We start from the raw sequence: 24,063 nt of genomic DNA on the forward strand, positions 1-24,063 counted from the left end.
CAGACGTCGCCGGTTCAAGGCCGGCGCGTGCTCCATCCAGTAGCAGATGGCGACGGGGAACGCACGATCAAGGGGCGAATCGAGGTTCGCCCAAGGATTTCAGCAGGTTATGGAGTCCTCAGCGTCGGCGGATGAAGCCGACGATGTCCTTGGAGAGGTTCATGGTCTCCTCGGCGATGGCGCGGGCCCGGTCGGAACCGTCGTTCAGGATGGTGTCGATGTGGCCGGGGTCGGAGACCAGGCGCTTCATCTCGCCGGCGATCGGTGCGAGCTTGGTGACGCACAGCTCCGCCAGCGCGTTCTTGAAGCTGGAGAACTGACCGCCGCCGAATTCGCGCAGCACGTCCGCCTTGGAGCGATTGGCGAGCGCGGCGAAAATGCCGACGAGATTGTCCGCTTCGGGGCGCGCTTCCAGGCCCTTTTCCTCTGAGGGCAGCGGCTCCGGATCGGTCTTCGCCTTGCGGATCTTCTGCGCGATGGTGTCGGCGTCGTCGGTCAGGTTGATGCGCGAATTGTCGGATGGATCCGACTTCGACATTTTCTTGGTGCCGTCGCGCAGGCTCATCACCCGCGTCGCCGGTCCCGTGATGAAGGGTTCCGGCAGCGGGAAGAACAGGCCATCACTGGCGCCGTGGCTACGGATCGAGTCGCCGAAATCATTGTTGAACTTCTGCGCGATGTCGCGCGAGAGCTCGAGATGCTGCTTCTGGTCCTCGCCAACAGGAACGTGAGTGGCGCGGTAAAGCAGGATGTCGGCAGCCATCAGCACGGGGTAGTCGTAGAGCCCGACGGAAACGTTCTCGCGATCCTTGCCGGCCTTCTCCTTGAACTGGGTCATGCGGTTCAGCCAGCCGAGGCGCGCGACGCAGTTGAAGATCCAGGTAAGCTCGGCATGGCCCGCAACCTGACTCTGGTTGAACACGATGTGCTTCTTCGGGTCGATGCCGCTGGCGATGAACGCAGCGGTCACCTCCCGGGTAACACGGGCGAGCTCGGTCGGCCCGCCCCAGACGTCCACGCCCTGCGTGATCGCGTGCATGTCGACGACGCAATAAATGCAGTTGTGGGTTTCCTGCATCTTTACGAAGTTGACGATCGCGCCGAGGTAATTGCCGAGATGCAGATTGCCCGTCGGCTGGACGCCCGAAAAAACCCGTTCAACGAATGGCATGGCACGCCTTCCCATAGGTGGTCGGCCGTCGTTTCCAACAGCGGCGCTGCCCCGTCAAGGGCAATTCGCTAAGTGGGCCGTTTCAGGGCGTTGACCGCCGCGCGCAGGGAGGCGGCGCCAAGGATTTGCAGGAGCAGGCCATAGACGGTGAGCCCGGCCGCGATCTGCAGGACCAGCACGATGAAGCGGGCGAGGCGGTGGGTCTCTGAGGGTATCAGCCCCGTGGTCAGCCAGAGCAGGGCACCCATGGTGGCTGCGGCAAGCACGATTCGCGGCAACCGCTCGCGGGCGTCGGCATCGACTGAGAAGCCGAATTCGCTGGTGCCTTTCCGGAGCAGCGAGACGGCGCTGCTCCAGGCGCCGGCGGCGATGCTCGCGGCGATCCCGCTCGCGCCGAAGAAATGCCCGAGCACGACGGCGAGCGCGATCGCCGCCACCAGGCCTTTGGCGGTTGCGAGCAGCGGCGCGATCGTGTCGCCGCGGGCAAAGAAGGCGGGCGACAGCGCCTTGATCAGCACGTGCGCCGGCAGACCCAGCGCCAGCCAGATCAGCGCGCGTGAGGTCGCCGCGCTGTCCTGCGCGCCGAAGGCGCCATGCTCGAACAACAGCCGCACGATCGGTTCGGCCAGCACGGCGAGGCCGAGCGTAGCGGGCAGTGCGAGCCCGGCTGCGAGTTCCAGTGCGCGCGATTCCGCATGCGCGACGGCCGCGCGATCGGCGCTCCCCACCGCGCGCGTCAATTCCGGCACCAGCACCGTGCCCATGGCGACGCCGACAATGCCGAGCGGCAGCTCGATCAGACGGTTGCCGAAATAGAGCCAGGAGACGGCGGATGGCGTGGCCGAGGCGATGATCGCGCCTGATACCATCAGCCATTGCGGGCCGGAGCTTGCGATCATGCCGGGGATCGCCTTGGCGAAGAAGCCGCGCATCTCCTCGCCGAAACTCACGCGCAACGGCGTCGCAAGTTGCGCGCTTCGCTGCGACAGCAGCATCAGGAGCTGCAGCAGGCCGGCAATTCCGACGGTCGCCGCCAGCGTCCATGCCGCCAAGGACGCATCGGCGTGCCAGGCAAGCAGCGTCGCGATTGTCCCGATCAGCGCGATGTTGAACAGCAGCGGCGAGAACGCCGTGAGCGCAAATCTCCCCTGCGCGTTCAGCAGCCCCATCAGAACCGTGACCGGGCCGGCAAAGGCGAGATAAGGCAGCATCAGCCGCCCGTTCTGGACGGCGAGATCGAGCGAGGCGCTGCCGACGAAGCCCGGCGCGATGACCATGATGATCACGGGCATCACAAGCGCAATGCCGATCGAGATCACGATCAGAACCACGCTGACCGTGCCGAGCACGCGTCCGGCGAAGGCAGACGCAGCCTCTTCGCCGTCGCGCTCCCGGACGCGCAGCCAGGCCGGGATCAGGGCCGCATTCAACGCCCCTTCGCTCAGCAGCCGCCGCACCACGTTGACGAGCTGGAAGGCGGCCAAAAAGGCGTCCGCCACGACGCCGGTGCCGAGCAGCGCCGCGATCAGGGAATCGCGGGCAAAGCCCAGCAGCCGCGATGCCAGTGTTCCCGTCGAGACGGTCAGGAAGGAGCGGATCATTGCGTGGATATACCATAGCGTTTTCGAGCGAAGTGGTCTCCGGCTCGCGTGAAGAAAACGCGTCAAAAGACAACGCTCGTTGCTTGCCCGTGGCGGCCCGGTCGTGATAGGCCGCGAGCCAGATTTCAGGCCGACAGGAAGCGGATTTCCGTGGGGTCCGCAATCCGGCAAACAGGATCAAGGTGAATGGCTGACGCGAAATATGACGTTCTCGGCATCGGCAACGCGCTGTTCGACGTGCTGGTCCGGACCGACGAGGCTTTTCTCGCCAAGCACGGCATGACCAAGGGCAGCATGTCCCTGATCGACGAGGCCAGGGCCGCCGCGATCTATGCCGACATGGGCCCGGCGACGGAAGTCTCCGGCGGCTCGGCCGCCAACACCATCGTCGGCATCGGCAGCCTCGGCGCACGTGCCGCCTATGTCGGCAAGGTCAAGGACGACCAGATCGGCAAGCTCTATGTCCACGACATCCGCGCTTCGGGCGTCGCCTTCAATACGCCGGCCGCGAAGGACGGCCCCGCCACCGGCTGCTCCTACATCCTGGTCACCGGTGATGGCGAGCGCACCATGAACACCTATCTCGGCGCGGCGCAGGATCTGTCGCCGGCCGATATCGATGCGGCCGAGATCGCTTCCGCCAAGATCGTCTATCTCGAAGGCTATCTCTGGGATCCGCCGGGCGCCAAGGAAGCCTTCCTCAAGGCCTCAAAAATTGCCCACGAGGCCGGCCGCAAGGTGGCGCTGACGCTGTCGGACTCCTTTTGCGTCGGCCGTTATCGCGACGAATTCCTGGGGCTGATGCGGGGCGGCACCGCCGACATCGTGTTCGCCAACGAGTCCGAGCTGCACTCGCTCTACGAGACCTCCGATTTCGACACCGCGCTCAAGCAGCTGCGCAACGACGTCAAGCTCGGCGTGGTCACCCGCAGCGAGAAGGGCTGCGTGGTCGTGACGCCGACGGATGCTGTCGCCGCACCCGCTTCGCCGATCACGGAGCTGGTTGACACCACCGGCGCCGGCGATCTGTTCGCCGCCGGCTTCCTGTACGGCCTCTCGCGCGATCTCTCGCACAAGCAGTGCGGCGAGCTTGGCGCACTTGCGGCCGCCGAAGTCATCCAGCACATCGGCGCGCGTCCGCAGGTTTCCCTGAAACAGCTGGCGCAGCAGCGCGGACTGACGGTCTAGCGCGCGTCTCTCTCCTCGTCATTGCGAGGAGCTCGCGACAAAATTGCAAAGCAATTTTGCGCTGAAGCGACGAAGCAATCCAGACTGTCTCTGCGGGGCAGGCTGGATTGCTTCGCTACGCTCGCAACGACGATGCGGCGTCAGGTGTGCGTACCACCTCACGCCGTCTTCGCGGCCTTCAGCCCCAGCCGCTGCTCCACCGCATCCCGCATCACGAATTTCTGGATCTTGCCGGTCACGGTCATCGGAAATTCGTCGACGAATTCCACATAGCGCGGGATCTTGTTGTGGGCGATCTGGCCATCGCAGAAAGCGCGGACCTCCTCCGCGGTCAGCGTCTCGCCCGGCCTGACGCGGATCCAGGCGCAGAGCTCCTCGCCGTAGCGGCTGTCAGCCACGCCGAAGATCTGCACGTCCTGGACTTTGGGATGACGGTACAGAAACTCCTCGATCTCGCGCGGATAGAGGTTCTCGCCGCCGCGGATCACCAGGTCCTTGATGCGGCCGACGATGTTGCAATAGCCCTCGTCATCGATGGTGGCGAGGTCTCCGGTGTGCATCCAGCCATTGGCATCCAGCACATCGCCGGTCTTTTCCTTCTCCTCCCAATAGCCAAGCATGACGCTGTAACCCCGGGTGCAGAGCTCGCCGCGTTCGCCGCGCTTGACGATCCTGCCTTCGAGATCGACGATCTTCACCTCGACATGCGGATGAATTCGCCCGACGGTGGAGACGCGCCGTTCCAGCGGGTCGTCCGTCGCGCTCTGGAAGCTGACCGGGCTGGTCTCGGTCATGCCATAGGCGATGGTGACCTCGCCCATGTTCATCTCGGTATTGACGCGCTTCATCACCTCGATCGGGCAGGGCGCGCCGGCCATGATGCCGGTGCGCAGCGATCTCAAATTGAAATTCTTGAACTCGGGATGATCGAGCTCCGCGATGAACATCGTCGGCACGCCGTACAGCGTCGTGCATTTCTCCTGCTCGATCGCGCGCAGCGTCGCCAGCGGATCAAAGCCTTCGCCGGGATAGACCATGGTCGCGCCCAGCGTGACGGAGGCGAGGTTACCCATCACCATGCCGAAGCAGTGGTAGAGCGGCACGGGAATGCAGATGCGATCCCGTTCGGTCAGCCGCATCGCACGTCCCGTGAAATAACCGTTGTTGAGGATATTGTGGTGGGTCAGCGTCACGCCCTTCGGTGATCCCGTGGTGCCGCTCGTGAACTGGATGTTGACGGGATCGTCGAACTGAAGCGCCGCGCCGAGCGCGGCGAGCTGCTCGCGATGCTTCGCGCCGCCCATGCGCGCGACGTCCTCGAAGGCGACAGTCCCGGGCGCCGAAGGTCCGCCGATCTGGATCACCATCCGCAGCGCCGGCAGCCGCGCCGCCTGCAACTGCCCGGGCCTGGCGCTCGCGAGCTCCGGCAGCAGCGTGTTGAGCATCTCCATATATTGGCTGGTCTTGAACGCCGTCGCGGTCACGATCGCAGCGCAGCCGACTTTCTTCAGCGCGAATTCCAGCTCGCTGAGCCGATAGGCGGGATTGATCGTCACCAGGATCAGGCCGGCCTTGGCAGCGGCAAATTGAGTGAGCGTCCATTCCGGACGGTTCAGCGACCAGATGCCGATGCGTTCGCCGCGTTCCAGGCCGAGCGCGAGAAAGCCTGCGGCGAGCGCGTCGACACGTTCGGCGAATTCCGTCCAGGTCCAGCGCACGCCGTGGCCGGGCGCGACCAGCGCCTCGCGGCTGCCCCAGCGCCGCACCGCATGGTCGAGACTGCGGCCGATGGTGTCGCCGAGCAGCGGCGTGTCCGAGAGGCCGCAAACGTAGCTGTCGGCTTTGCCTGCAAGATCGTTGACCAAGTTCGCCTCCTCGAATCATTGCCCCGTGCCCTGGAGCCGATGGCCTTCGGGCACGAGGTTATCCCTTGCCGGGAAGGCGCGCGACGCCGCGCGCCTCATACTAAGGGGTTAGGCCGCCTTCTTGCCGCTGCCCGCATCGAGCCCGGCATAGACGCCTCGCTCGAATCCCGCGAACGCCTGTAAGCATTTTGCATCGACGAACGGCAACACCTGCATCAGGATCACGCCGGAAACATCGCGCTCCGGGTCGATCCAGAAATAAGTGTTGGCGAGACCAGCCCACGCGAGGCTGCCGGCACTGCGGCCCTCCGGCGTCTTGGCCGTATTGATCAGAAAGGACAGTCCCCACTTCTTCACGATGTCGGGGAAGAGATCGACGTCGTTGGTGTACATGGGCGCCACGGTGGTCATCTTGCCGATGGTGAGATCGCCGATGTGGTTCTGGCGCATCAGCGCGACCGTCTCGGGCTTCAGCAGCTGGTTGCCGCTGCCGCGGCCCTGGTTGAGGATCATCTGGGTAAACTTGATGTAGTCGCCGGCCGTGCTGTAAAGGCCGCCGCCGCCCATGTGGAATTCCGGGTTCTGCTCGATCTCGAACGGGATCGGTGTCAACGATCCATCCTCGCCGCGCGCATGCGTGGCGACCAGCCGCTTGCGCATGTCCTCGGTGATCTTGAACGCGGTGTCGTTCATGGCGAGCGGCGTGAAGATGTTGTCGCGCAAGTAGGCATCGAGACGTTTGCCGCTCACGGCCTCAATCGCCTTGCCGACGAAGTCGATGTTGATGCCATATTCCCAGCGCGTTCCGGGGTCGGACATGATCGGAGTCTTCAGCGCGACGTTCTGGCAGGAAAAGATGTTCGGGGTTCCGGTCTTCTCCAGATATTGCGCGCAATCGCCGTTCCACACGTTGTAGGCGAAGCCGGCGGTGTGGGTCATGAGCTGGCGCAGCGTGATCGCGCTTTTCGCCGGCCGCAGTTTCGGCTCACCCTTGGCGTCAAAACCTTCCAGCACCTGCGGGTTGGCGAGATCGGGCAGCAGCGAACCGATCGGCGCATCGAGCGACAGCTTGCCCTGCTCGACCAGCTGCATCGCGCCGGCCGATGTCACCGCCTTCGTCATCGAGGCGATCCAGAATACGCTGTCCATTGTCATCGCATCGGGCTTGGATAGATCGCGCTTGCCGAACGCGCCCTGATACAGAACATCGCTGCCGCTGGCGGCGATCGCAACGACGCCGGGAATGTCCTTGGCGTCGCTTGCCTTGCTCAGAATCTGATCGATCTCAGCTTTGCTTTGCATCGCGTTTCCTCCGGTTTGATTATCGTTGGAAGTGATCGATTGTCCTCCCGCATCCGCTGCGCGGCAAGCGTGGCGATATGCATCCTGCGGTCGCGATGTCGTGACTTGACCGCCTGCGCTCCGCGCGGGACGACTGATCTGCAACACTTCTCCACAATCTGCGGTGGATCGCTGCAGCTCACCATGACCTTGGATGGGCTCAGGCGGTATGTTTCGGGTGTTTGAAGCACTTGAAACGTTTTGTGCGATGCGGCGTTCAGCTGATGGCCCGATCGGCGGCTGACGTTAAGACTTGAAGCAAATTTGGCGACCGCCTGGCGGCCGCGGGGGACCTGAGATGATTTCGACTTGGAGCGAATGGAAGCGCTATCCCCGTCCCGGACGGGGCGACAATCTGGAAGCGCCGATCTCGCCCGGTATTTACGAGGTCCGCATCGCAGGCACCGGTGCGCTTTATTCGTTCGGCGCGGTCGACAATCTGGCGCAATCGCTGGCGCTGCTGCCGGTGGGATCGAAGTCCTGGTTCGGCCGCCGCGATACCTCCGACGCGCCTGATCTCGAATACCGGACCTGCGCGACCTCCTCGAAGGCCGGTGCCAAGGCGGCCGCCGAGCGCATGATCGGCCGGCGCGAGACCTATCTGAACGGCGCAGCGTAGTTGCTGCTGGCATTTGCTCACGCGTCCGCAATGCCCAGCGGGGAGAGGCAAGAGGCAGCGCTGCCATTTTTACTCTCAGCAGATGTGCGTTGCGGGACCCTGCATTGTGCACCCGATGTCCCTATATTCCGGGCCGATCCTGATCGTCCGAGGAGTACGCCATGACGCCGACCGCCGCACGCGCCCAGCATGCCACAGCCACCCTGCGTGACCGGTTGAAGGACCCGTCGCTGCTGAAGGAGGCCTGCTACATCGACGGAGCCTGGGTCGGGACGCCCGTGTTTGCCGTGAATAATCCCGCGACCGGTGTCGAGATCGCGAAAGTTCCGCAGCTTGGCGCGGACGAGACGACCAAGGCGGTCGAAGCCGCCCAGCGCGCCTTTCCCGCTTGGGCCAGGCATACCGCCAAGCAGCGCTCCAACATTCTGCGCAAATGGTTCGAGCTGATCGTCGCCAGCCGCGAGGACCTCGCGCTGATCCTCACCTCCGAGCAGGGCAAGCCGCTGTCCGAGGCGCTCGGCGAGGTCGATATCGGCGCCGCCTATATCGAGTTCTTCGCCGAGGAAGCGAGGCGCGTCTATGGCGAGACCATTCCGACGCAGCGCCCCGATGCACGGCTGCTCGCGATCAAGCAGCCGATCGGCGTCTGCGGCGCCATCACGCCGTGGAATTTCCCGAACTCGATGATCACGCGCAAGGTCTCGCCCGCGCTCGCTGCGGGCTGCACCGTGGTGCTGAAGCCTGCCAACGAGACGCCGCTGTCGGCGCTGGCGCTGGCCGTGCTCGCCGAGAGAGCCGGTGTCCCGAAGGGCGTGCTCAACATCATCACGGGCGACGCTCCGCCGATCGGCAAGGTGCTGTGCGAGCATCCGGCAGTGCGCTTCGTCGGCTTCACCGGCTCGACCGCCGTCGGCAAGATCCTCTACCGGCAGGCTTCCGTCGGTGTGAAGCGGCTCGGCCTCGAGCTCGGCGGCAATGCGCCGTTCGTGGTGTTCGACGATGCCGACATCGACGCCGCGGTCGAGGGCGCGATCGTCTCGAAATACCGCAACATGGGCCAGACCTGCGTCTGCGCCAATCGCATCTACGCCCAGGACAAGATCTACGACGAGTTCGTCAAGAAACTGTCCGCAAAGGTCGCGGCGATGAAGATCGGCGACGGCACGGAAGCCGGTGTCACGCAAGGCCCGCTGATCAACATGAAGGCAATCGACAAGGTCGAGCGCCACATTGCGGATGCCGTCAAGCGCGGCGCCAAGGTCGTGACCGGCGGCAAGCGCAGCGAGCTCGGGCGGTCCTTCTTCGAGCCGACCGTGCTGGCTGATGTGAAGCCCGACTCGCTGGTATCGCAGGAAGAAACCTTCGGCCCGCTGGCGCCGGTGATCCGATTCAAGGACGAAGCGGACGTGATCGCGATGTGCAATGCTTCGCCGTTCGGCCTCGCGTCCTACTTCTACTCCCGTGATATCGGCCGCGTCTGGCGCGTCGCCGAAGCGCTGGAGTCAGGCATGGTCGGCGTCAACACCGGCCTGATCACGACGGAAGTCGCGCCCTTCGGCGGCGTCAAGGAAAGCGGTCTCGGGCGCGAAGGCTCGCGCCACGGCATGGAAGAATATGTCGAGATCAAATACGTGATGATGGCGGGGGTTTAAATCGGCGGGAGGCGGCCCGAAAGCCGCCTCCTGCTCCTCTCGTTTGTGCCTTTACTGACAGCGATACATGTGGCCGTCGTCCATCTTGGTTATCGTCCCGGGTTCGCAGACCATGCCGTTTCGCCTGCGCCATTCGTCCGGCGAGTAGGCGTAAGAGGCGTAGGGACCGCTATTCGCATAATAGTCCGTGCCCGTGTAGGGGCCGGTCCCCCATCCCGGTGACGTCGCGGCCATCGCGGCGGCCGTGCCAGCGGCTACGGCGCCCGCCCCGACTGCGGCGGCACCGTATCCGTACGCGGCTCGCCGCGCCTGTCGACGCGCCACGCCGGCAACGCTCACGGGAGTCAGCGGGCGACCGACGCGCGCCTGTGCGCTGTCGACCGATACCGAGACGCCGCGCTCCCCGGACCAGCCGAAGGAGAACAGCGCCGCGCAGGTGAACGTCGAGACTGCTATTGCAATTCTTGTCGCACGTGTACGTGTCATGTTTCGTCTCCATTGCTGTCTTCCAAATACGCTTCCGATGTCCAGGGGCCGTTGCGCGGTCCCTGGCGGTCTTCTTCGCGCTGGTTCAGGAGCGACGGCAACCGAAGCCATTTGCCTTCGGCGCAGGCGGCCGCACTTGCAATTCTGACAAGCTAAGATTCATTGGAGGCACGCCCGGTCGTGCTCGAGTGCCAATGGCACACCGGATCATATTGGAAAGCGGGGCCAGGAGCTATTGTCCCAAGGGCGGCGCAATGGGTCACGCCAATTGCCCTATCAGAGGCTTTATCGGCACAAGCCGTCACGGCCGCCGCGATTGTCAGGTTCGCAAAGGTCAGCCGAAATCGGCAGCTTGTGGCTGAGCGTGGTGGCTTTTCTCAGATCGCATCGAACTGATCCGTGTTCAGACATAGAGCACGCTGTCGACCTCGGCCTGGATGGGTGGGTCCGGATATGCGCTTCGCTTGTCCAGGACGACGACAGGGCTCTTCCCACGCCGTTGCGAATTAACCAGACCGTCTCCGAGGTAAGATCCTGGATTTCTCCGCTTCGCTCGCAACGACGGAGCGAGAGGCAATGCGAGCCTAGATCTTGAGTTCGCGACCCGTCACCCGCCGATACGCTTCCAGGTACCGCTTGCTGGTGGCGTCCACCACGCTCGCCGGTAATGGCGGCGGCGGCGCGTCGCCGTTCCAGCGGCCGGCGCGGCGCTCGACGTCGAGATAGTCGCGCAAGGGTTGCTTGTCGAAGCTCGCTTGCGGCCGGCCGGGTTTATAGGCATCGACGGCCCAGAAGCGCGACGAGTCCGGCGTCATCACTTCGTCGATCAGGATGATGCGGCCGTCCTTGTCGCGGCCGAACTCGAACTTGGTGTCGGCGATGATGATGCCTTGCTCGCGCGCCAGTTCCTCGCCGAGCGTGTAGATCGCACGCGTCATGCTTTCGAGCGTGGTGGCGACGTCATCGCCGACGACCTGGCGCATCTTCGCGATGGTGATGTTCTCGTCATGCCCGGTCTCCGCCTTGGTCGCCGGGCTGAAGATCGAAGGGTCGAGCTTCTCGCTCTCGACGAGGCCGGGTTTCAGCGTCTCGCCGGCCAGCGTTCCACTCGCCGCATATTCCTTCCAGGCCGAACCGGAGAGATAGCCGCGGATCACGCATTCGATCGGGAATACGGTGGTGCGGCGCGACAGCATGGCACGGCCGAGGATTTCGTTGCGATGGGCTTTGAGCGCCGGGACGGCCGCGATGATCTCGTCGGTGTCGGCGCTGATCATGTGATGCGGCACGATGCCTTCGAGCTTATTGAACCAGTATGCACTGATCTGGGTCAGCACTGCGCCCTTCATCGGGATGGTCTCGCCCATCACGACGTCGAAGGCGCTGATGCGATCGGTGGTGAGGAGCAGCAGGCGGTCGTCGTCGACGGCGTAGACATCGCGCACCTTGCCGCGGCCGATCTTGGTCAGGGGCAGGTCGCTGGAGAGCATCGTGGTCATCGGCAGAGCTTTCGGAAAGGATATCCGGCCGCACCCGATGGCACGGCCGAAAACCGGATTAGCCTATTCCGGCAGCGGAATGAACTCATGTTCCTGCGGAACCGCCGCGAAGCGGCCGGTTTTCCAGTCCTGCTTGGCCTGCTCGATCCGCTCCTTGCTGGAGGAGACGAAATTCCACCAGATGTGGCGCGGGCCCTCCAGGGCATCGCCGCCGAGAAACATCATCCGCGTCGCCTTCAGCGCCTTCACGGTGATGCGGTCGCCGGGGCGGAAGATCAGCAACCGCGGCCCCTCGTAACGTTCGTTCGCGATCTCGACCTCGCCGTCGACCACATAGATCGCGCGCTCCTCGTGGTCGGGGTCGAGCGGCACGCTCGCGCCGGCGGCGGCGGTGACCTCGGTGTAGAACCAGGGCGAGACCATCTTGACCGGCGAGGTGATGCCGAAGGCGGAGCCGGCAATCACCCGCGCGGTGAAGTCGCGCTCGGAGATCATCGGCAGATCGCCCGCCGCATAATGCTGGAATGAGGGATCGATCTCTTCGGAGGCTTCAGGCAGCGCGATCCAGCTTTGCAGGCCGAGCATCTGCTGGCCCGAGGCACGTTGCGCATCCGGGGTGCGCTCGGAATGCGCGATGCCGCGGCCCGCGGTCATCAAATTCATCGCGCCCGGCGCGATCTCCTGCACGTTGCCCTCGCTGTCGCGATGCATGATCGAGCCGTCGAACAGATAGGTGACGGTGGCGAGCCCGATATGCGGATGCGGCCGCACGTCCATGCCCTTGCCGGAGACGAACTGCACCGGGCCGAAATGATCGAAGAAGATGAACGGCCCGACCATCTGCCGCCTGCCGTGCGGCAGCGCGCGGCGGACGACGAATCCGTCGCCGAGATCGCGGGTGCGCGGCACGATGACGAGATCGAGCGCATCGCAGGACATGGGATCGCCGAGCACGGGATCGTTGGAGGGCTGCCAGCTCATGGTGGGCTCCTTCTTTATTGGTGGGTCAGATCGTAGCAGGATTTCGCATCGCCGTCGTCCTGACAGACCATCGCAGGCGCGTGATGAGGCGCCGCTAACCCTGACAGCGCCCGGGTGCTTGAAAAAATTGTTCTGACGGACGATGTTCGGTCCGCTCAAACCCACTCGCGCAGTCTTCGATGTCCCTCGCCGCCCTCGACCTTGCCTTTCGCGCCGCCAGCGTCGCGCTGCTGCTGGTGCTGGCGGCGTCGCTGCTGCAGGATTTTCGCAACGTGCCGGCGGCCCGCCTGGGTGCGGCCTTTGCGCTGAGCTCGGTCGCGCATGTTGTAAGCTATTCGCTGGATGTCACGTCGTCGATCCCGCTCTGGCATGCGCCGCTGGTCGCAATATCGACCGGCACCATCGTGGTGTTCTGGCTGTTCACCCGCGCCCTGTTCCACGACGAGTTTCGCCTGCGCTGGTGGCACGGCCTGATCTGGGCGCTGGTAGCGGGTTTCAGCTTCGCGGGCTGCGTCTGGATTGCACCCAGCGGCCATGTGCGGTTCTCGGTGACAGTGGTCAATCTGATCTCGCTCGGCTTCATCGCGCTTGCGGTCGGGCAGATGATCGCGTCCTGGCCGGCCGATCTGGTCGAGCGCCGCCGCCGCGTTCGCGTTTTCATCGTCTGCGCCATCGCACTCTATGGCGGGCTGAACGCGGTGCTCCAGATCGCCACCGCCGGCCACCACGTCGGGGCTGCAGCCGAAACCATCAATGCTGGCGTGCTGGCCTGCACCGTCGCGGCGATCGTCTATGCCATGATGCGCATCGACGGGACGGATTTGTTTCCGGCCGAGGCGGAGCCCGCGCCACCCCATGTTTTCAGTCGGCCCGCGACCGATGATTCCGCCGATCAAAAGCTCATCGAAGCCCTGATGCGGCTGATGGCGGACGAGCGGATCTATCGTCAGGAGAACATCACCATCGGCGCCCTGGCCACCCGGCTGAAAATTCCGGAATACCGGCTCCGGCGGTTGATCAACCAGCGGCTCGGCTATCGCAACTTCAATGTCTTCCTCAACAACCACCGGATCGAGGAAGCCAAGACCGCGCTCGCTGATCCCTCTCAGGCCGAGGTTCCCGTCATCACCATTGCGATGGACGCCGGCTTCCAGTCCCTTGGCCCTTTCAATCGCGCCTTCAAGGCGGTCACGGGCGTGACGCCGACGGAATACCGGCGCCTCAAGGTCGATGCGGCCTAGATATTTAGCCCTTTGAAATCACGGAAGAATTCCAGAATCGACCAGCCTCGACCAGTTTCAACCAGGTCATTTTCCAAATCCGGCGAGCGCGTGTCGCCCGCTTCCGGCCTGCTCTCCCGCACTCGCCCCGCAGCTGGAGAAAGCCCGTGACCCGTCGCCGTAAGATCATGCTCGCTACGACCGCCATCGCCTGTGCCGGCCTCGCGCTCGGCGCGGCGCGGGCGCGTGACGTGCCCAAGATTGCCACCGGCTTCATCGCGCATACGCTCTGCTCGGAGACGTTCGTCTCCGGGCTCGATCCCAAGCGCGACCTTGCCGAGACCACCGATGCGATGCCGGGTGCCGATCTGCTCACCTGGGCGATGAATCTCCGGATCGATCGCGCCCGCAAGGACGTCACGGTGACGTTGTTCGGCATCGGCCGCAGCCATGCCGTCTATCGCGAGGGGCTCGGCTGCACGCTCGAGCACGGCCAGGGGATCGCCGACGTCGCGCTGCCGCCTGACGACAAGCAGCCGGCATTGCTGCCCGAGATCGCCGGTCCGGGACTTGTGACGCCGCAAAGCAAGGGCTTGTCGGCGGCGCTCGACCGCGCCTTCGCCGAGCCAACGCAGCCGCCTTATCGCCGTACCCGCGCGATTGTCGTCATGAAGAATGGCCGCATCATTGCCGAGCGCTATGCCGACGGCATCGGCCCGCAGACGCAGCTGCTCGGCTTCTCCATGACCAAGTCGGTGACCTCGGCGTTGACAGGCATCCTGGTGCGCCAGGGCAAGGTGAAGCTCGATGGGCCCGCGCCCGTCGCCGCCTGGCAAAATCCTGATGATCCGCGTCATGCCATCACCGTCGACCAATTGCTGCGGCATACCGCCGGCATTGCGCTTGGAAGCTCGTTGCAGGCCTCGCTGGGCTCGGTGCTCGAGCCTGTCAACACCATGAAATACGCCGAGGACGATATGGCGAGCTTTGCCGAGCGTGCGTCGCTTGCGACGGCACCGGGCACGGCGTGGAATTATCACGACGGCAACAGCATCATTCTCTCGGATCTGATCCGTCGCGCCGCCGGCGGCAAGCCGGCCGATGCGCTGGCCTTCGCGCGTCGCGAATTGTTCGCGCCGCTCGGCATGCACCATGTCACGCTTCAGCTCGATGCTTCGGGCACGATCGAGGGCTCCGGCGAGATGATGGCCTCCGCGCGCGACTGGGCCCGCTTCGGCCAGCTCTACCTGAACGACGGCGTCGTTGGCGGCAAGCGGATCCTGCCGGAGGGATGGGTGAACTACTCGGCTTCAGCCACGCGAAATGCGTGGGTCGGCATCGGGGCCGGTTTCTGGACCAATCAGGGCAACAGCTTTGGCGCGAAGTTTCGGCTGGAGCACGGCTGGCCGCGCGATGCGTTCTTTGCCAAGGGCACGATCGGGCAATACACGATCGTGATTCCGTCGGAGCAGCTGGTGATCGTGCGCCTCGGCCGTTCGCCGAACTTCCCGCCGGATGCGGACGGCGTGTTCGATCTCGTGCGCGAGGTCGTGGCGACAACGCGCGAGAAGGCGAAGCTGGCGGACGTGAATTAGGCCCCTACTGCCGCCCCAGCTCCGTCGCCTTCGCCACGCGATCGAAACGCTCCAGCGTCATGATCGCGTCGGCGAACTTGTCGGCCCGCGCATTCAGCACGGGCCGCGCCAGCGTCAGAAATTTCTGCTGCATCGTCTGCGCATCGGGGAAAGAGGTCGGCTCGCCGGAGGGATCGGCATAGAGCCGCTCGTGCACGCCGTCATCAGTCGTGATGCTGACGCGCGCGCCGAAAGGATGCGTGCGGCCAACCTCTAACCGGTCGTCCTGCACGACGTCGAACCTGTCGGCGAGGGCGTCGATGGCGGCATCGCCCAAGCGCCTGTAATCGTCCCAGCCGAACGAGCCCTGGTCGAGTGCGAGCGCGCCGGTGAAGAACATCGAGAACTGGCCGCCGACGATCGAGGTCGGATGCCGCTTGGTCGCGGCATCGCCGGTCAGGGTGATGCCGTTGCGGTGCAGGCCGATCTCGACCCGCTTGACCTGGTCGGGCGTCAGATTGTGCTCGCGCCGCATCGCGATCAGCGCGTCGATCGCGGCATGGGTGTAGCGGCAGCTCGGATAGGGCTTCACCCCGATCTTCATGGTCTCGTAGGTGTCGCCGAGCCCGGCCACCGCCTTGTCGGGATGCGCGTCGTCGGTGTAGCCGGCGAGCAGGCCGTGCTTGCCTTCGACCGATTCCGTCGCGCCGACGAAATCATTGCGCGCCAGCGTCGCTGCGATCACGCCGTTCATCGCGGCGGCGCCGACCTGGTAGCGCTTGTTCCAGGCGCCGTTGACGAGGAATTGCAGCGAGCCCGCGGCCTGGCTGCCGGCAACGCCGAAGGCGGCGATGATCTGCGCCTCGGAGAGGGCAAACAATTTTGCCGCCGCCGCGGCGGCGCCATAGGTGCCGGCGGTCGCGGTCGGATGGAAGCCGCGCGCATAATGCGAGGTCGGATCCAGCGCATTGCCGAGCCGGCAGCAGACCTCATAGCCCGCGACGACAGCCGTCAGCACATCGCGGCCGGAGGCGCCGACCATCTCGCCGACGGCGAAGGCGGCTGGAACCACCGGTGCGCTCGGATGCAGCGAGGAATCCGCATGCGTGTCGTCGAAATCGAGGGAATGGCCGAGCGCGCCATTGAGCAGGGCGGCGATCGCCGGCGTCCAGGTCTTGCTGTCGCCGAACACAGTGGAGTCGCCCTTGGTGTCGAGCGCGAGCGCTTCCAGCATCTTCAGCAGCGAAGGCGTGGATTCGGCTTCGCTCCTCGCGCGGATGGCGCTGCCCAGGAAATCCAGCGTCAGCACCTTGGCGCGCTCCAGCACCTCCGCCGGAATATCGGCGAATTTCAGCTTGGCGACATACGTTGCGAGCGTTGCGGTTTCGTGGGCCATCGTGTTTCCTCGTTTTGGCCGGCAAGTTAGGCGGGGTGATTTTGCCTTTCAAGCGGCCTCGGGGCTGCGGGCATCAGCTATGCTTTCGGCTGGCTTTGGAGAGGATCGGGACATCAGACGATGGCAGGCGCAAAGGAGCTGGTCGACCAGATCCGGTCGCGGCGAACACAATTGGGGCTGGCGATCCGGGTCACGGTCGCGGCGGTGGCGGCCTATGCGATCGCGACCGCGCTGCATCTGTTGCTGCCGCTCTGGGCGGTGCTGACCTCGCTGATCGTGACCCAGATGAGCGTCGGCCGCTCGCTGAAGGCGACGCGCGACTACATGCTCGGCACGATCGGCGGCGCCATCTATGGCGGCACCATCGCGATCACGCTTTCCTACTCCAGCGAAGCGGGCCTGCTGGGGCTGCTGGTGCTGGCCGTCGCGCCGCTCGCCTTCGTCGCTGCGATCTATCCGAACCTGAGCACCGCCACCGTGACCGCCGTGATCGTGCTGCTGGTTCCGACCATGCATCATGCCGATCCCATGGCGTCGGCGATCGATCGCGTCTGCGAGGTCGGCGTCGGCGCCATCACCGGACTGCTGGTCTCGTTCCTGGTACTGCCCTCGCGCGCCGTCAGGCAGATCCGCGCCAGCGCGGCGAAGCTGCTCGAGCTGATCGCGGAGGCTTTCAACGAATTGCTTGCTGGCCTCACGCGGGGCCGCGACAACGATGCGCTGCACCGGATCCAGGACGGCATCGGCACCGCCATGGTGGGCATGAATGCGATCGGTACCGAGGCCGAGCGCGAGCGTTCGGCGCGGCTGTCGAGCGGCCCTGATACCGGTCCCTTGCTGCGCACGATCCTGCGGCTACGCCATGACGTGGTGATGATCGGCCGCGCCACCGTGGTGCCGCTGCCGGTCGAGGTGCAGGTCAGGCTCGCCGCGCCGCTGGCGGAAGTCAGCGCGGCGATCGTACGGTTCCTGAAATCGGCCGCCGAAGCCATCCGCGAGGGCGCCGGCGCGCCGCCGATCCATCCCGTGCATCTCGCGCTCCGGCATTATTCCGAGGCGGTTGCGGCCGTGCGCCGGGACGGCCTGATCCGCGGCCAGCCCGCCGAGACCGCGGAGCGCTTTTTCGCACTCGGTTTCTCGCTGGAGCAGATGCACCAGAACCTGTGCGATCTCGATCGCGTCGTCGGCGAATGGTCGGAAGCCGCGGCGGATGGGCCGGTGAAGGTCGCGAAGTGAGTTAGCGGCAGCAAAGAAGCCGGCTCATCGCGCCGGCTGCTCGATCCTCGCCATCATGCCGCGGGCCACGAGCTTGTGGAACGGGGTGATCAGCGCGAGATAGATCCGGCCGAGCAGATTGTTTGTTTTCACCAGGGTGGTCAACGTGACCTGGCGGCTCGCTGCATCCCCGGCCACGTCGACCACAATGCGGAAATCGAGGTGAGAATCATCGAAGCCGGCGATCAGCCGCTCCGGTGTCTCGCTCAACACCGGAAACAGGCCGATAACGCCGCCGGGCGCCGGCGCGCCTTCGCCCGATGTCTTGAGCCCGAACGGCGTCACGAGAACGTTGCGCAGCCGCACCAGCGCATCGACCCAGCGCGGCCCGTTCAGGACCATCCTCGTGCAGGCTTCGCGGGCGTTCACCGCCGCTTTGCCGATATCGACGCGAAACGCGTCGATGAATTGCGCGCCTGCCAGCACGGTGCCGGCCTCGACATCAGGCGTGATTTCGCGAACAGGGCCCGTCATCCCGCGATCTTGCGCGTCAGCGTCCGGAAACGCAAGATCAGGAGTCCGGCATAAACGAACGATCCGATCGACAGTCCGATCCAGACGCCGACCGCGCCAAGGTCGGCATGGAAGGCAAGCATCCAGGCGATCGGGAAACCGACGCACCAATATCCGATCGCCGCGAACACCAGCGTCATCGTTGTGTCGTTGATGCCGCGCAGCGCGCCGCCCATGATGGTCTGGAGCGCATCGGCCACGAAGAAGGTTGCGCCGACCAGGAGCAGCGTTGCGGTCAACGCGACCGTCGGCGCGCTGGCCTCGCTGCTGCCGAGGAACAGCCGGCCGATTTCATAGCGGCCGAGGATGATGGCGATCGTCAGGCCTGCGACGAACGTGATGCCGAGCACCGCTGCGACGAGGCCCGCGCGTCGGACGCCGGCCGGCTCGTTGCGGCCGAACGCGTGGCCGACCCGAACGGTTGCAGCCATGCCGATGCCGAGCGGGACCATGAACAGCACGGCCGTGACCTGGAGCGCGATCTGGTGCGCGGCAAGCGCGGTGGTCGAGATCAGTCCCGTCAACAGCGCCGCCGAAGAGAATAGGCCGTATTCCAGCAGCAGTGAAAACGAGATCGGCGCCCCGATCACGATCAGCCGGCGCATCAAGGGCCAGTCGATCCGCCACAGATGCGCGAGCGGATGATAGTTTGCGAACGGCTTGCGCCAGGCGGCGATGGCGAGCGCGGCCACGAAGGTGCCGAGATTGACCAGCGTGGTCGCAAGCCCCGCGCCGAACAGGCCGAGCTCCGGCAGGCCGAACAGGCCATGGATCAGGCAATAGACCAGCGCGAAATTCGCGGGGATCGCCGCGAGCGTGATCCACAGCGGCGCCTGCGGCCGGTTCACCGCGCTCATCATGCTGCGGATCGCGATGAAGCCGAGCGCCGGCGCGATGCCCCAGGCGAGGCCATTCAGGTAGCGCTGTGCGAGCGCGGCCGAATGCGGCGCCTGTCCGAGCGCCGTCAGGATGTGCTCGCCATAGAGTGGCGAGGCCATCATAGGCAGCGAGATCAGCAACGCCGCCCAGAGGCCGACGCGCAAGGAGAGGCGGATGCGTCTGCCGTCACCGGCGCCGAACGCCTGGGCCGCCAGCGGCGACACCGCGGCCATCAATCCAAGCCCGAAGGTGAAGCTGACGAAATAGACGGTGTGCGCAAGTGCCGCAGCCGCCACCGAATCCTCGCCGAGCCTTCCGATCAGCACGAGATCGCTCGTGATCATCGCGATCTGCCCGAGCTGCGTCAGCATCATCGGCACGGCCAGCCGCAGCGTCTCGACGAATTCCTGCGCGAGATGGCTGCTGTGCACGCCGGCTTGCGGCGGCTGTTGTGATTGGACGCTGTCGAGCATGGCGGGTTGAGATAGCACGACCAGGCGTCGAAAACATGGCTCAGCTTTCGACCTTCTCCCACGAGGGGAGAAGCAAGAAAGCGCTCAGCCCTTGCGTTCCGGGACGCGCCGGATCTTCGCGCCGAGCGCGCTCAGCCGTTCGTCGATGCGCTCGTAGCCGCGTTCGATCTGGTCGGCGTTGTTGATGGTGGAGGTGCCCTCGGCGCACGCGGCTGCGAGCAGCATCGCCATGCCCGCGCGGATGTCGGGCGAACTCAGCGTTGCGCCGTGCAGCCGGCTGGGCCCGGCGATGATGGCGCGATGCGGATCGCAGAGCACGATGCGCGCGCCCATGCCGATCAGCTTGTCGACGAAGAACATCCTGGACTCGAACATCTTCTCGAACATCAGGATCACGCCCTCGCATTGCGTGGCGGTCACGATCGCGATCGACATCAAATCGGCGGGGAAGGCCGGCCAGGGCTGGTCCTCGAGCTTCGGCACGTGGCCGCCGAAATCGTCCTGGATCTTCAGCGTCTGGTTCGACGGCACGATGAGATCGTCGCCCTCGACGCGGCAGACGATGCCGAGCCGCTCGAAACCCATGCGGATCGAACGCAGGTGCTCGACGCCGGCGCGGACGATCCGAAGTGGCGAGCGCGTCACGGCGGCAAGTCCGATCAGCGAGCCCACCTCGATATGGTCCGGCTGGATCGAATAGCTTGCTTCCCCCAGCGTCGCCGGACCGTGGATCACCATGGTGTTGGTGCCGATACCCTCGATCTTCGCGCCGAGCGCGACCAGGAAATTGGCGAGGTCCTGCACATGCGGTTCGGAAGCCGCGTTGCGAAGATAAGTGACGCCGTTGGCCGCAACGGCGGCGATCAGCGCGTTCTCGGTCGCGGTGACGCTCGGCTCGTCCAGGAACACGTCGGCGCCCGTGAGTTTTGGCGCGCGGAATTCGAGCCGGTCGGTTGCGGTGACCTTGGCCCCGAGCTGTTCCAGTGCGAGCACGTGGGTGTCGAGCCGACGCCGGCCGATGACGTCGCCGCCCGGCGGCGGCAGCATCACCTCGCCGCAGCGCGCGAGCAGGGGGCCGGCAAGCAGGATCGAGGCGCGGATGCGGACGCAGAGCTCGGGATCGAGATCGGCGGCGCGGATGCTCTTGGCGTGGATGTGAAGCGTGTTGCGCTCCGTCCATTCCGCGGATGCACCGACCGAGCGGATCAACTCGACCAGCGTCTCCGTGTCGCGAATCCGCGGCACGTTCTGAAGCGTCACCGGATGCTCGGTGAGCAGCGCGGCCGCGATGATCGGCAGCGCCGAATTCTTGTTGCCGGCCGGCTCGATCGAGCCCGAGAGCCGGTGACCGCCCTCGACGATGTATTGGATGGGCGCCACGTGGATCTCTCCGTCCTGGTGTGGTGGGGCGGGCTGCTTTGGAGGCGGAAACTATAGCGAATTGATCGGGGTATCAATTCGAGCGTGATGGTTGCAACGGCGACGGTGCGGCTCCCTCTCCCGCTTGCGGGAGTGGGCCGGGGAGAGGGTGTCTCCGCAATGGGACAATTCCCGGGAGGAAAGAACCCTCACCCGCCGCGCTCAGGCGCGCAATTGCGCTGCCGAGCGCGTCGCCTCTCCCGCAAGCGGGAGAGGCGACGCAAGCCTCAAATGTCGATCGTCGCGCTGAGCGAATGTTCCTGGATGAAGTCGCGGCGCGGTTCGACCACGTCGCCCATCAGCTTGGTGAAGATGTCGTCGGCCTCGTCGACCTCCTTGACCTTCACCTGCAGCAGCGAGCGCACGTCGGTGTCGAGCGTGGTCTCCCAGAGCTGTTCCGGGTTCATCTCGCCCAGGCCTTTGTAGCGCTGCAGCGTGATGCCCTTGCGGCCGGCTTCGGTGACCGCCTCGAACAGATCGGTTGGGCCGTGCACCACATGCTCGCTGTCCTTGCGGCGCAGCTTGCCGGAGCGAGCGTAGACGTCCTGGAGTTTGGGCGTGTATTCGTCGAGCTTGCGGGCTTCGGCCGAGCCGAGCAGGGCGTCGTCGATCACGGCTGCTTCCTTGACGCCGCGCACGGTGCGCTCGAACACGAAGCCCTGGCCCTCGACGAACTGCCCGACCCAGCCGCGCTCGACCTCCTCGGCCTGGCTGTCCAGCCGGGTCGCGATGTATTGCGCCGCGGCCGTGGCGTTCTCGGGGTTGCCGTAGACCTGCTTGTTGAGCACGCCCGTGATGGCAGCCTGCTCGACAACCTTGCGGTTATAGCGGCTGTGGAGGTTGCGCAGGATGCTGCGGACCACGCGGGCATCGTCGACCAGCTGACGCAGGTCGCGTCCCGAGCGGTCGCCGCCGCTCCCGGGAACGTAGATGCAGTCGTCGAGGCCGGCGTCGATCAGATAATCCTCCAGCGCGCGCTCGTCCTTCAGATACTGCTCGGACTTGCCTTTGCTGACCTTATAGAGCGGCGGCTGGGCGATATAGAGATAGCCGCCGTCGATGATGTCGCGCATCTGCCGGTAGAAGAAGGTGAGCAGGAGCGTGCGGATATGGGCGCCGTCGACGTCGGCGTCGGTCATCACGATGATCTTGTGGTAGCGCAGCTTCTCGATCGAGAACTCGTCGCTGATGCCGGTGCCGAGTGCGGTGATCAGCGTGCCGATCTGTTCGGACGACAGCATCTTGTCGGGACGAACGCGTTCCACGTTGAGGATCTTGCCGCGCAGCGGCAAGACGGCCTGGAATTCGCGGTTGCGGCCCTGCTTGGCGCTGCCGCCTGCCGAGTCACCCTCGACGATGAAGAGCTCTGATTTGGCCGGGTCCTTTTCCTGGCAGTCGGCAAGCTTGCCGGGCAGCGAGGAGACCGAGAGCGGGCTTTTGCGCGTCAATTCGCGCGCCTTTCGCGCGGCCTCGCGGGCCGCGGCGGCCTGGATCACCTTGCCGACGATCATCTTGGCCTCGGACGGGTGCTCCTCGAACCAGGCCTGGAGCGCCTCGTTGAGGACGTTCTCGACCACGGGACGCACTTCCGAGGACACCAGCTTGTCCTTTGTCTGCGACGAGAACTTCGGATCGGGCACCTTCACCGACAGCACGGCCGTGAGGCCTTCGCGGCAGTCGTCGCCGGTGAGCGCGATCTTTTCCTTCTTGGCGTTGGCCTCGGCATAGCCGTTGACCTGGCGCGTCAGCGCGCCCCGGAAACCGGCGAGATGAGTGCCGCCGTCACGCTGCGGGATGTTGTTGGTGAAGCACAGCACGTTCTCATGGTAGCTGTCGTTCCACCACAGTGCGGCCTCGACGCCGATGCCGTTGGCCTCCGAACGCACCATGATCGGCGTGGGCACCAGGGCCTTCTTGTTGCGGTCGAGATATTTGACGAACTCCTCGACGCCGCCGGAATAGTACATCTCCTCGCGCTTCTCGACCGCATGACGCATGTCGGAGAGGGCGATGTTGACGCCGGAATTGAGGAAGGCGAGTTCGCGCAGCCGGTGCTCGAGCGTGGCGAAATCATATTCGACGTTCTTGAAGGTTTCGAGCGAGGCGAGGAACGTCACCTCGGTGCCGCGCCGGCCCGGCGCATCACCGACCACCTTCAGCGGCGCGACCGCATCGCCATGGGCGAACTCGATGTAGTGCTCCTTGTCGTCGCGCCAGATCCGCAGGCCAAGCTTGCTCGACAGCGCGTTGACGACGGAGACGCCGACGCCGTGCAGGCCGCCGGACACCTTGTAGGAGTTCTGGTCGAACTTTCCGCCGGCGTGCAGCTGGGTCATGATGACCTCGGCCGCCGAGATGCCTTCGCCCTTGTGGATGTCGACCGGAATGCCGCGGCCATCGTCACGCACGGTGACGGAATTGTCGGCATTGAGGATCACGTCAACGCGCGTGGCGTGGCCCGCCAACGCCTCGTCAATCGCGTTGTCGACGACTTCGTACACCATGTGGTGCAGGCCCGAGCCGTCATCGGTGTCGCCGATATACATGCCGGGACGCTTGCGGACGGCATCGAGCCCTTTGAGCACGCGGATTGATTCCGCGCCGTATTCGCTCGCGGTGGAGGGCTCGTTTTCGGCAGCAGGCTGCCGAGCAGGTTCTGTCATGAGAGGCCTTCGAAATGTCGCCCGAATCAGCGGCGCAAAAGGCGCTGATTTGGAAGCTATTTGTGCCATGAAAGAGGGCTTGCGCCTAGCGCAAAGTATCTCCCGGCAACCCTTTGAGCAGATAGGGTTTTTGGGCCCGGTTTCAAGGCCCGTGAAGGCCGATTCCGAGCCTCGCCAAAAGCCCGATTCGAGACCCCGTTTTCGGTCCTTCGAAGGCGTGGATTTGTACGGGGTCCAGAGGCCTGTTC

Annotated in this window: 18 protein-coding genes; 6 read left to right on the plus strand and 12 right to left on the minus strand. The window is 65.0% G+C overall.

Annotated elements, in window-relative coordinates:
- Positions 1-118: 118 nt before the first annotated feature.
- Both trpS and murJ read right to left on the minus strand, forming a co-directional pair.
- Positions 119-1,171, minus strand: a complete 1,053-nt coding sequence (trpS, locus tag ACVIIW_RS10245; protein ID WP_456700623.1) for a tryptophan--tRNA ligase — start codon at positions 1,169-1,171, stop codon at positions 119-121.
- A gap of 68 nt (positions 1,172-1,239) precedes the next feature.
- Entirely contained in the window at positions 1,240-2,772 is a 1,533-nt protein-coding gene (murJ, locus tag ACVIIW_RS10250; protein ID WP_456700624.1) for a murein biosynthesis integral membrane protein MurJ, read from the minus strand.
- A 186-nt stretch (positions 2,773-2,958) separates the two neighbouring features.
- Between murJ and ACVIIW_RS10255 the strand changes: the two genes are divergently transcribed.
- Entirely contained in the window at positions 2,959-3,960 is a 1,002-nt protein-coding gene (locus ACVIIW_RS10255) for an adenosine kinase (RefSeq protein WP_456700625.1), read from the plus strand.
- 158 nt (positions 3,961-4,118) lie between these two features.
- Here the strand turns inward: ACVIIW_RS10255 and ACVIIW_RS10260 are convergent, their stop codons facing one another.
- Together ACVIIW_RS10260 and ACVIIW_RS10265 are read right to left on the minus strand one after the other, a co-directional pair.
- Positions 4,119-5,825 carry an AMP-binding protein gene (locus ACVIIW_RS10260; RefSeq protein WP_456700626.1) on the minus strand — a complete coding sequence of 569 codons (1,707 nt, stop codon included), beginning with the start codon at positions 5,823-5,825 and terminating at the stop codon, positions 4,119-4,121.
- A gap of 108 nt (positions 5,826-5,933) precedes the next feature.
- Positions 5,934-7,127: a serine hydrolase domain-containing protein gene (locus tag ACVIIW_RS10265; RefSeq protein ID WP_456700627.1), complete on the minus strand. Its 1,194-nt coding sequence runs from the start codon at positions 7,125-7,127 to the stop codon at positions 5,934-5,936.
- Positions 7,128-7,464: 337 nt separating this feature from the next.
- On the opposite strand from ACVIIW_RS10265, the gene ACVIIW_RS10270 reads away from it, so the two are divergent.
- Together ACVIIW_RS10270 and ACVIIW_RS10275 are read left to right on the plus strand one after the other, a co-directional pair.
- The gene (locus ACVIIW_RS10270; RefSeq protein ID WP_456700628.1) at positions 7,465-7,785 is read left to right on the plus strand and encodes a hypothetical protein; all 321 of its coding nucleotides are present in this window, start codon (positions 7,465-7,467) and stop codon (positions 7,783-7,785) included.
- A 161-nt stretch (positions 7,786-7,946) separates the two neighbouring features.
- Positions 7,947-9,437, plus strand: coding sequence for an NAD-dependent succinate-semialdehyde dehydrogenase (locus ACVIIW_RS10275; protein WP_456700629.1), 1,491 nt, complete (start codon positions 7,947-7,949; stop codon positions 9,435-9,437).
- A 51-nt stretch (positions 9,438-9,488) separates the two neighbouring features.
- On the opposite strand, the gene ACVIIW_RS10280 is transcribed toward ACVIIW_RS10275, so the two are convergent.
- The 3 genes from ACVIIW_RS10280 to ACVIIW_RS10290 all read right to left on the minus strand — a co-directional run bounded on the left by ACVIIW_RS10280 (position 9,489) and on the right by ACVIIW_RS10290 (position 12,403).
- Entirely contained in the window at positions 9,489-9,923 is a 435-nt protein-coding gene (locus ACVIIW_RS10280) for a hypothetical protein (protein ID WP_456700630.1), read from the minus strand.
- 584 nt (positions 9,924-10,507) lie between these two features.
- On the minus strand, positions 10,508-11,422 hold the full coding sequence (locus ACVIIW_RS10285; RefSeq protein WP_456700631.1) for a phosphoribosylaminoimidazolesuccinocarboxamide synthase: 915 nt from the start codon (positions 11,420-11,422) through the stop codon (positions 10,508-10,510).
- A 63-nt stretch (positions 11,423-11,485) separates the two neighbouring features.
- On the minus strand, positions 11,486-12,403 hold the full coding sequence (locus ACVIIW_RS10290) for a pirin family protein (RefSeq protein WP_456700632.1): 918 nt from the start codon (positions 12,401-12,403) through the stop codon (positions 11,486-11,488).
- Positions 12,404-12,582: 179 nt separating this feature from the next.
- Between ACVIIW_RS10290 and ACVIIW_RS10295 the strand changes: the two genes are divergently transcribed.
- Together ACVIIW_RS10295 and ACVIIW_RS10300 are read left to right on the plus strand one after the other, a co-directional pair.
- Positions 12,583-13,644 carry a helix-turn-helix domain-containing protein gene (locus tag ACVIIW_RS10295; RefSeq protein WP_456700633.1) on the plus strand — a complete coding sequence of 354 codons (1,062 nt, stop codon included), beginning with the start codon at positions 12,583-12,585 and terminating at the stop codon, positions 13,642-13,644.
- Between the two features lie 146 nt (positions 13,645-13,790).
- The gene (locus ACVIIW_RS10300) at positions 13,791-15,218 is read left to right on the plus strand and encodes a serine hydrolase domain-containing protein (RefSeq protein WP_456700634.1); all 1,428 of its coding nucleotides are present in this window, start codon (positions 13,791-13,793) and stop codon (positions 15,216-15,218) included.
- 4 nt (positions 15,219-15,222) lie between these two features.
- On the opposite strand, the gene ACVIIW_RS10305 is transcribed toward ACVIIW_RS10300, so the two are convergent.
- Positions 15,223-16,593: an MmgE/PrpD family protein gene (locus ACVIIW_RS10305; protein ID WP_456700635.1), complete on the minus strand. Its 1,371-nt coding sequence runs from the start codon at positions 16,591-16,593 to the stop codon at positions 15,223-15,225.
- A gap of 120 nt (positions 16,594-16,713) precedes the next feature.
- Here ACVIIW_RS10305 and ACVIIW_RS10310 point away from each other — a divergent pair, with 120 nt between their 5' ends.
- The gene (locus ACVIIW_RS10310; protein WP_456700636.1) at positions 16,714-17,829 is read left to right on the plus strand and encodes an FUSC family protein; all 1,116 of its coding nucleotides are present in this window, start codon (positions 16,714-16,716) and stop codon (positions 17,827-17,829) included.
- A 24-nt stretch (positions 17,830-17,853) separates the two neighbouring features.
- Here ACVIIW_RS10310 and ACVIIW_RS10315 read toward each other — a convergent pair whose 3' ends face one another.
- The 4 genes from ACVIIW_RS10315 to gyrB form a co-directional block, all read right to left on the minus strand.
- A complete protein-coding gene (locus ACVIIW_RS10315; RefSeq protein ID WP_456700637.1) occupies positions 17,854-18,342 on the minus strand; it encodes a DUF2867 domain-containing protein in 489 nt (162 codons plus the stop codon).
- Complete coding sequence (locus ACVIIW_RS10320) at positions 18,339-19,733, minus strand: MATE family efflux transporter (protein ID WP_456700638.1); 1,395 nt, start codon at positions 19,731-19,733, stop codon at positions 18,339-18,341. The genes ACVIIW_RS10315 and ACVIIW_RS10320 overlap by 4 nt, the downstream gene beginning before the upstream one ends.
- An 84-nt stretch (positions 19,734-19,817) precedes the next feature.
- Positions 19,818-21,113: a UDP-N-acetylglucosamine 1-carboxyvinyltransferase gene (murA, locus tag ACVIIW_RS10325; RefSeq protein WP_456700639.1), complete on the minus strand. Its 1,296-nt coding sequence runs from the start codon at positions 21,111-21,113 to the stop codon at positions 19,818-19,820.
- Positions 21,114-21,379: 266 nt separating this feature from the next.
- Positions 21,380-23,815 (minus strand): DNA topoisomerase (ATP-hydrolyzing) subunit B, encoded by a 2,436-nt coding sequence (gene gyrB, locus ACVIIW_RS10330; protein WP_456700640.1) that lies wholly within the window; start codon positions 23,813-23,815, stop codon positions 21,380-21,382.
- Positions 23,816-24,063 lie beyond the last annotated feature (248 nt).

Source organism: Bradyrhizobium sp. USDA 4449 (genome assembly GCF_054056275.1).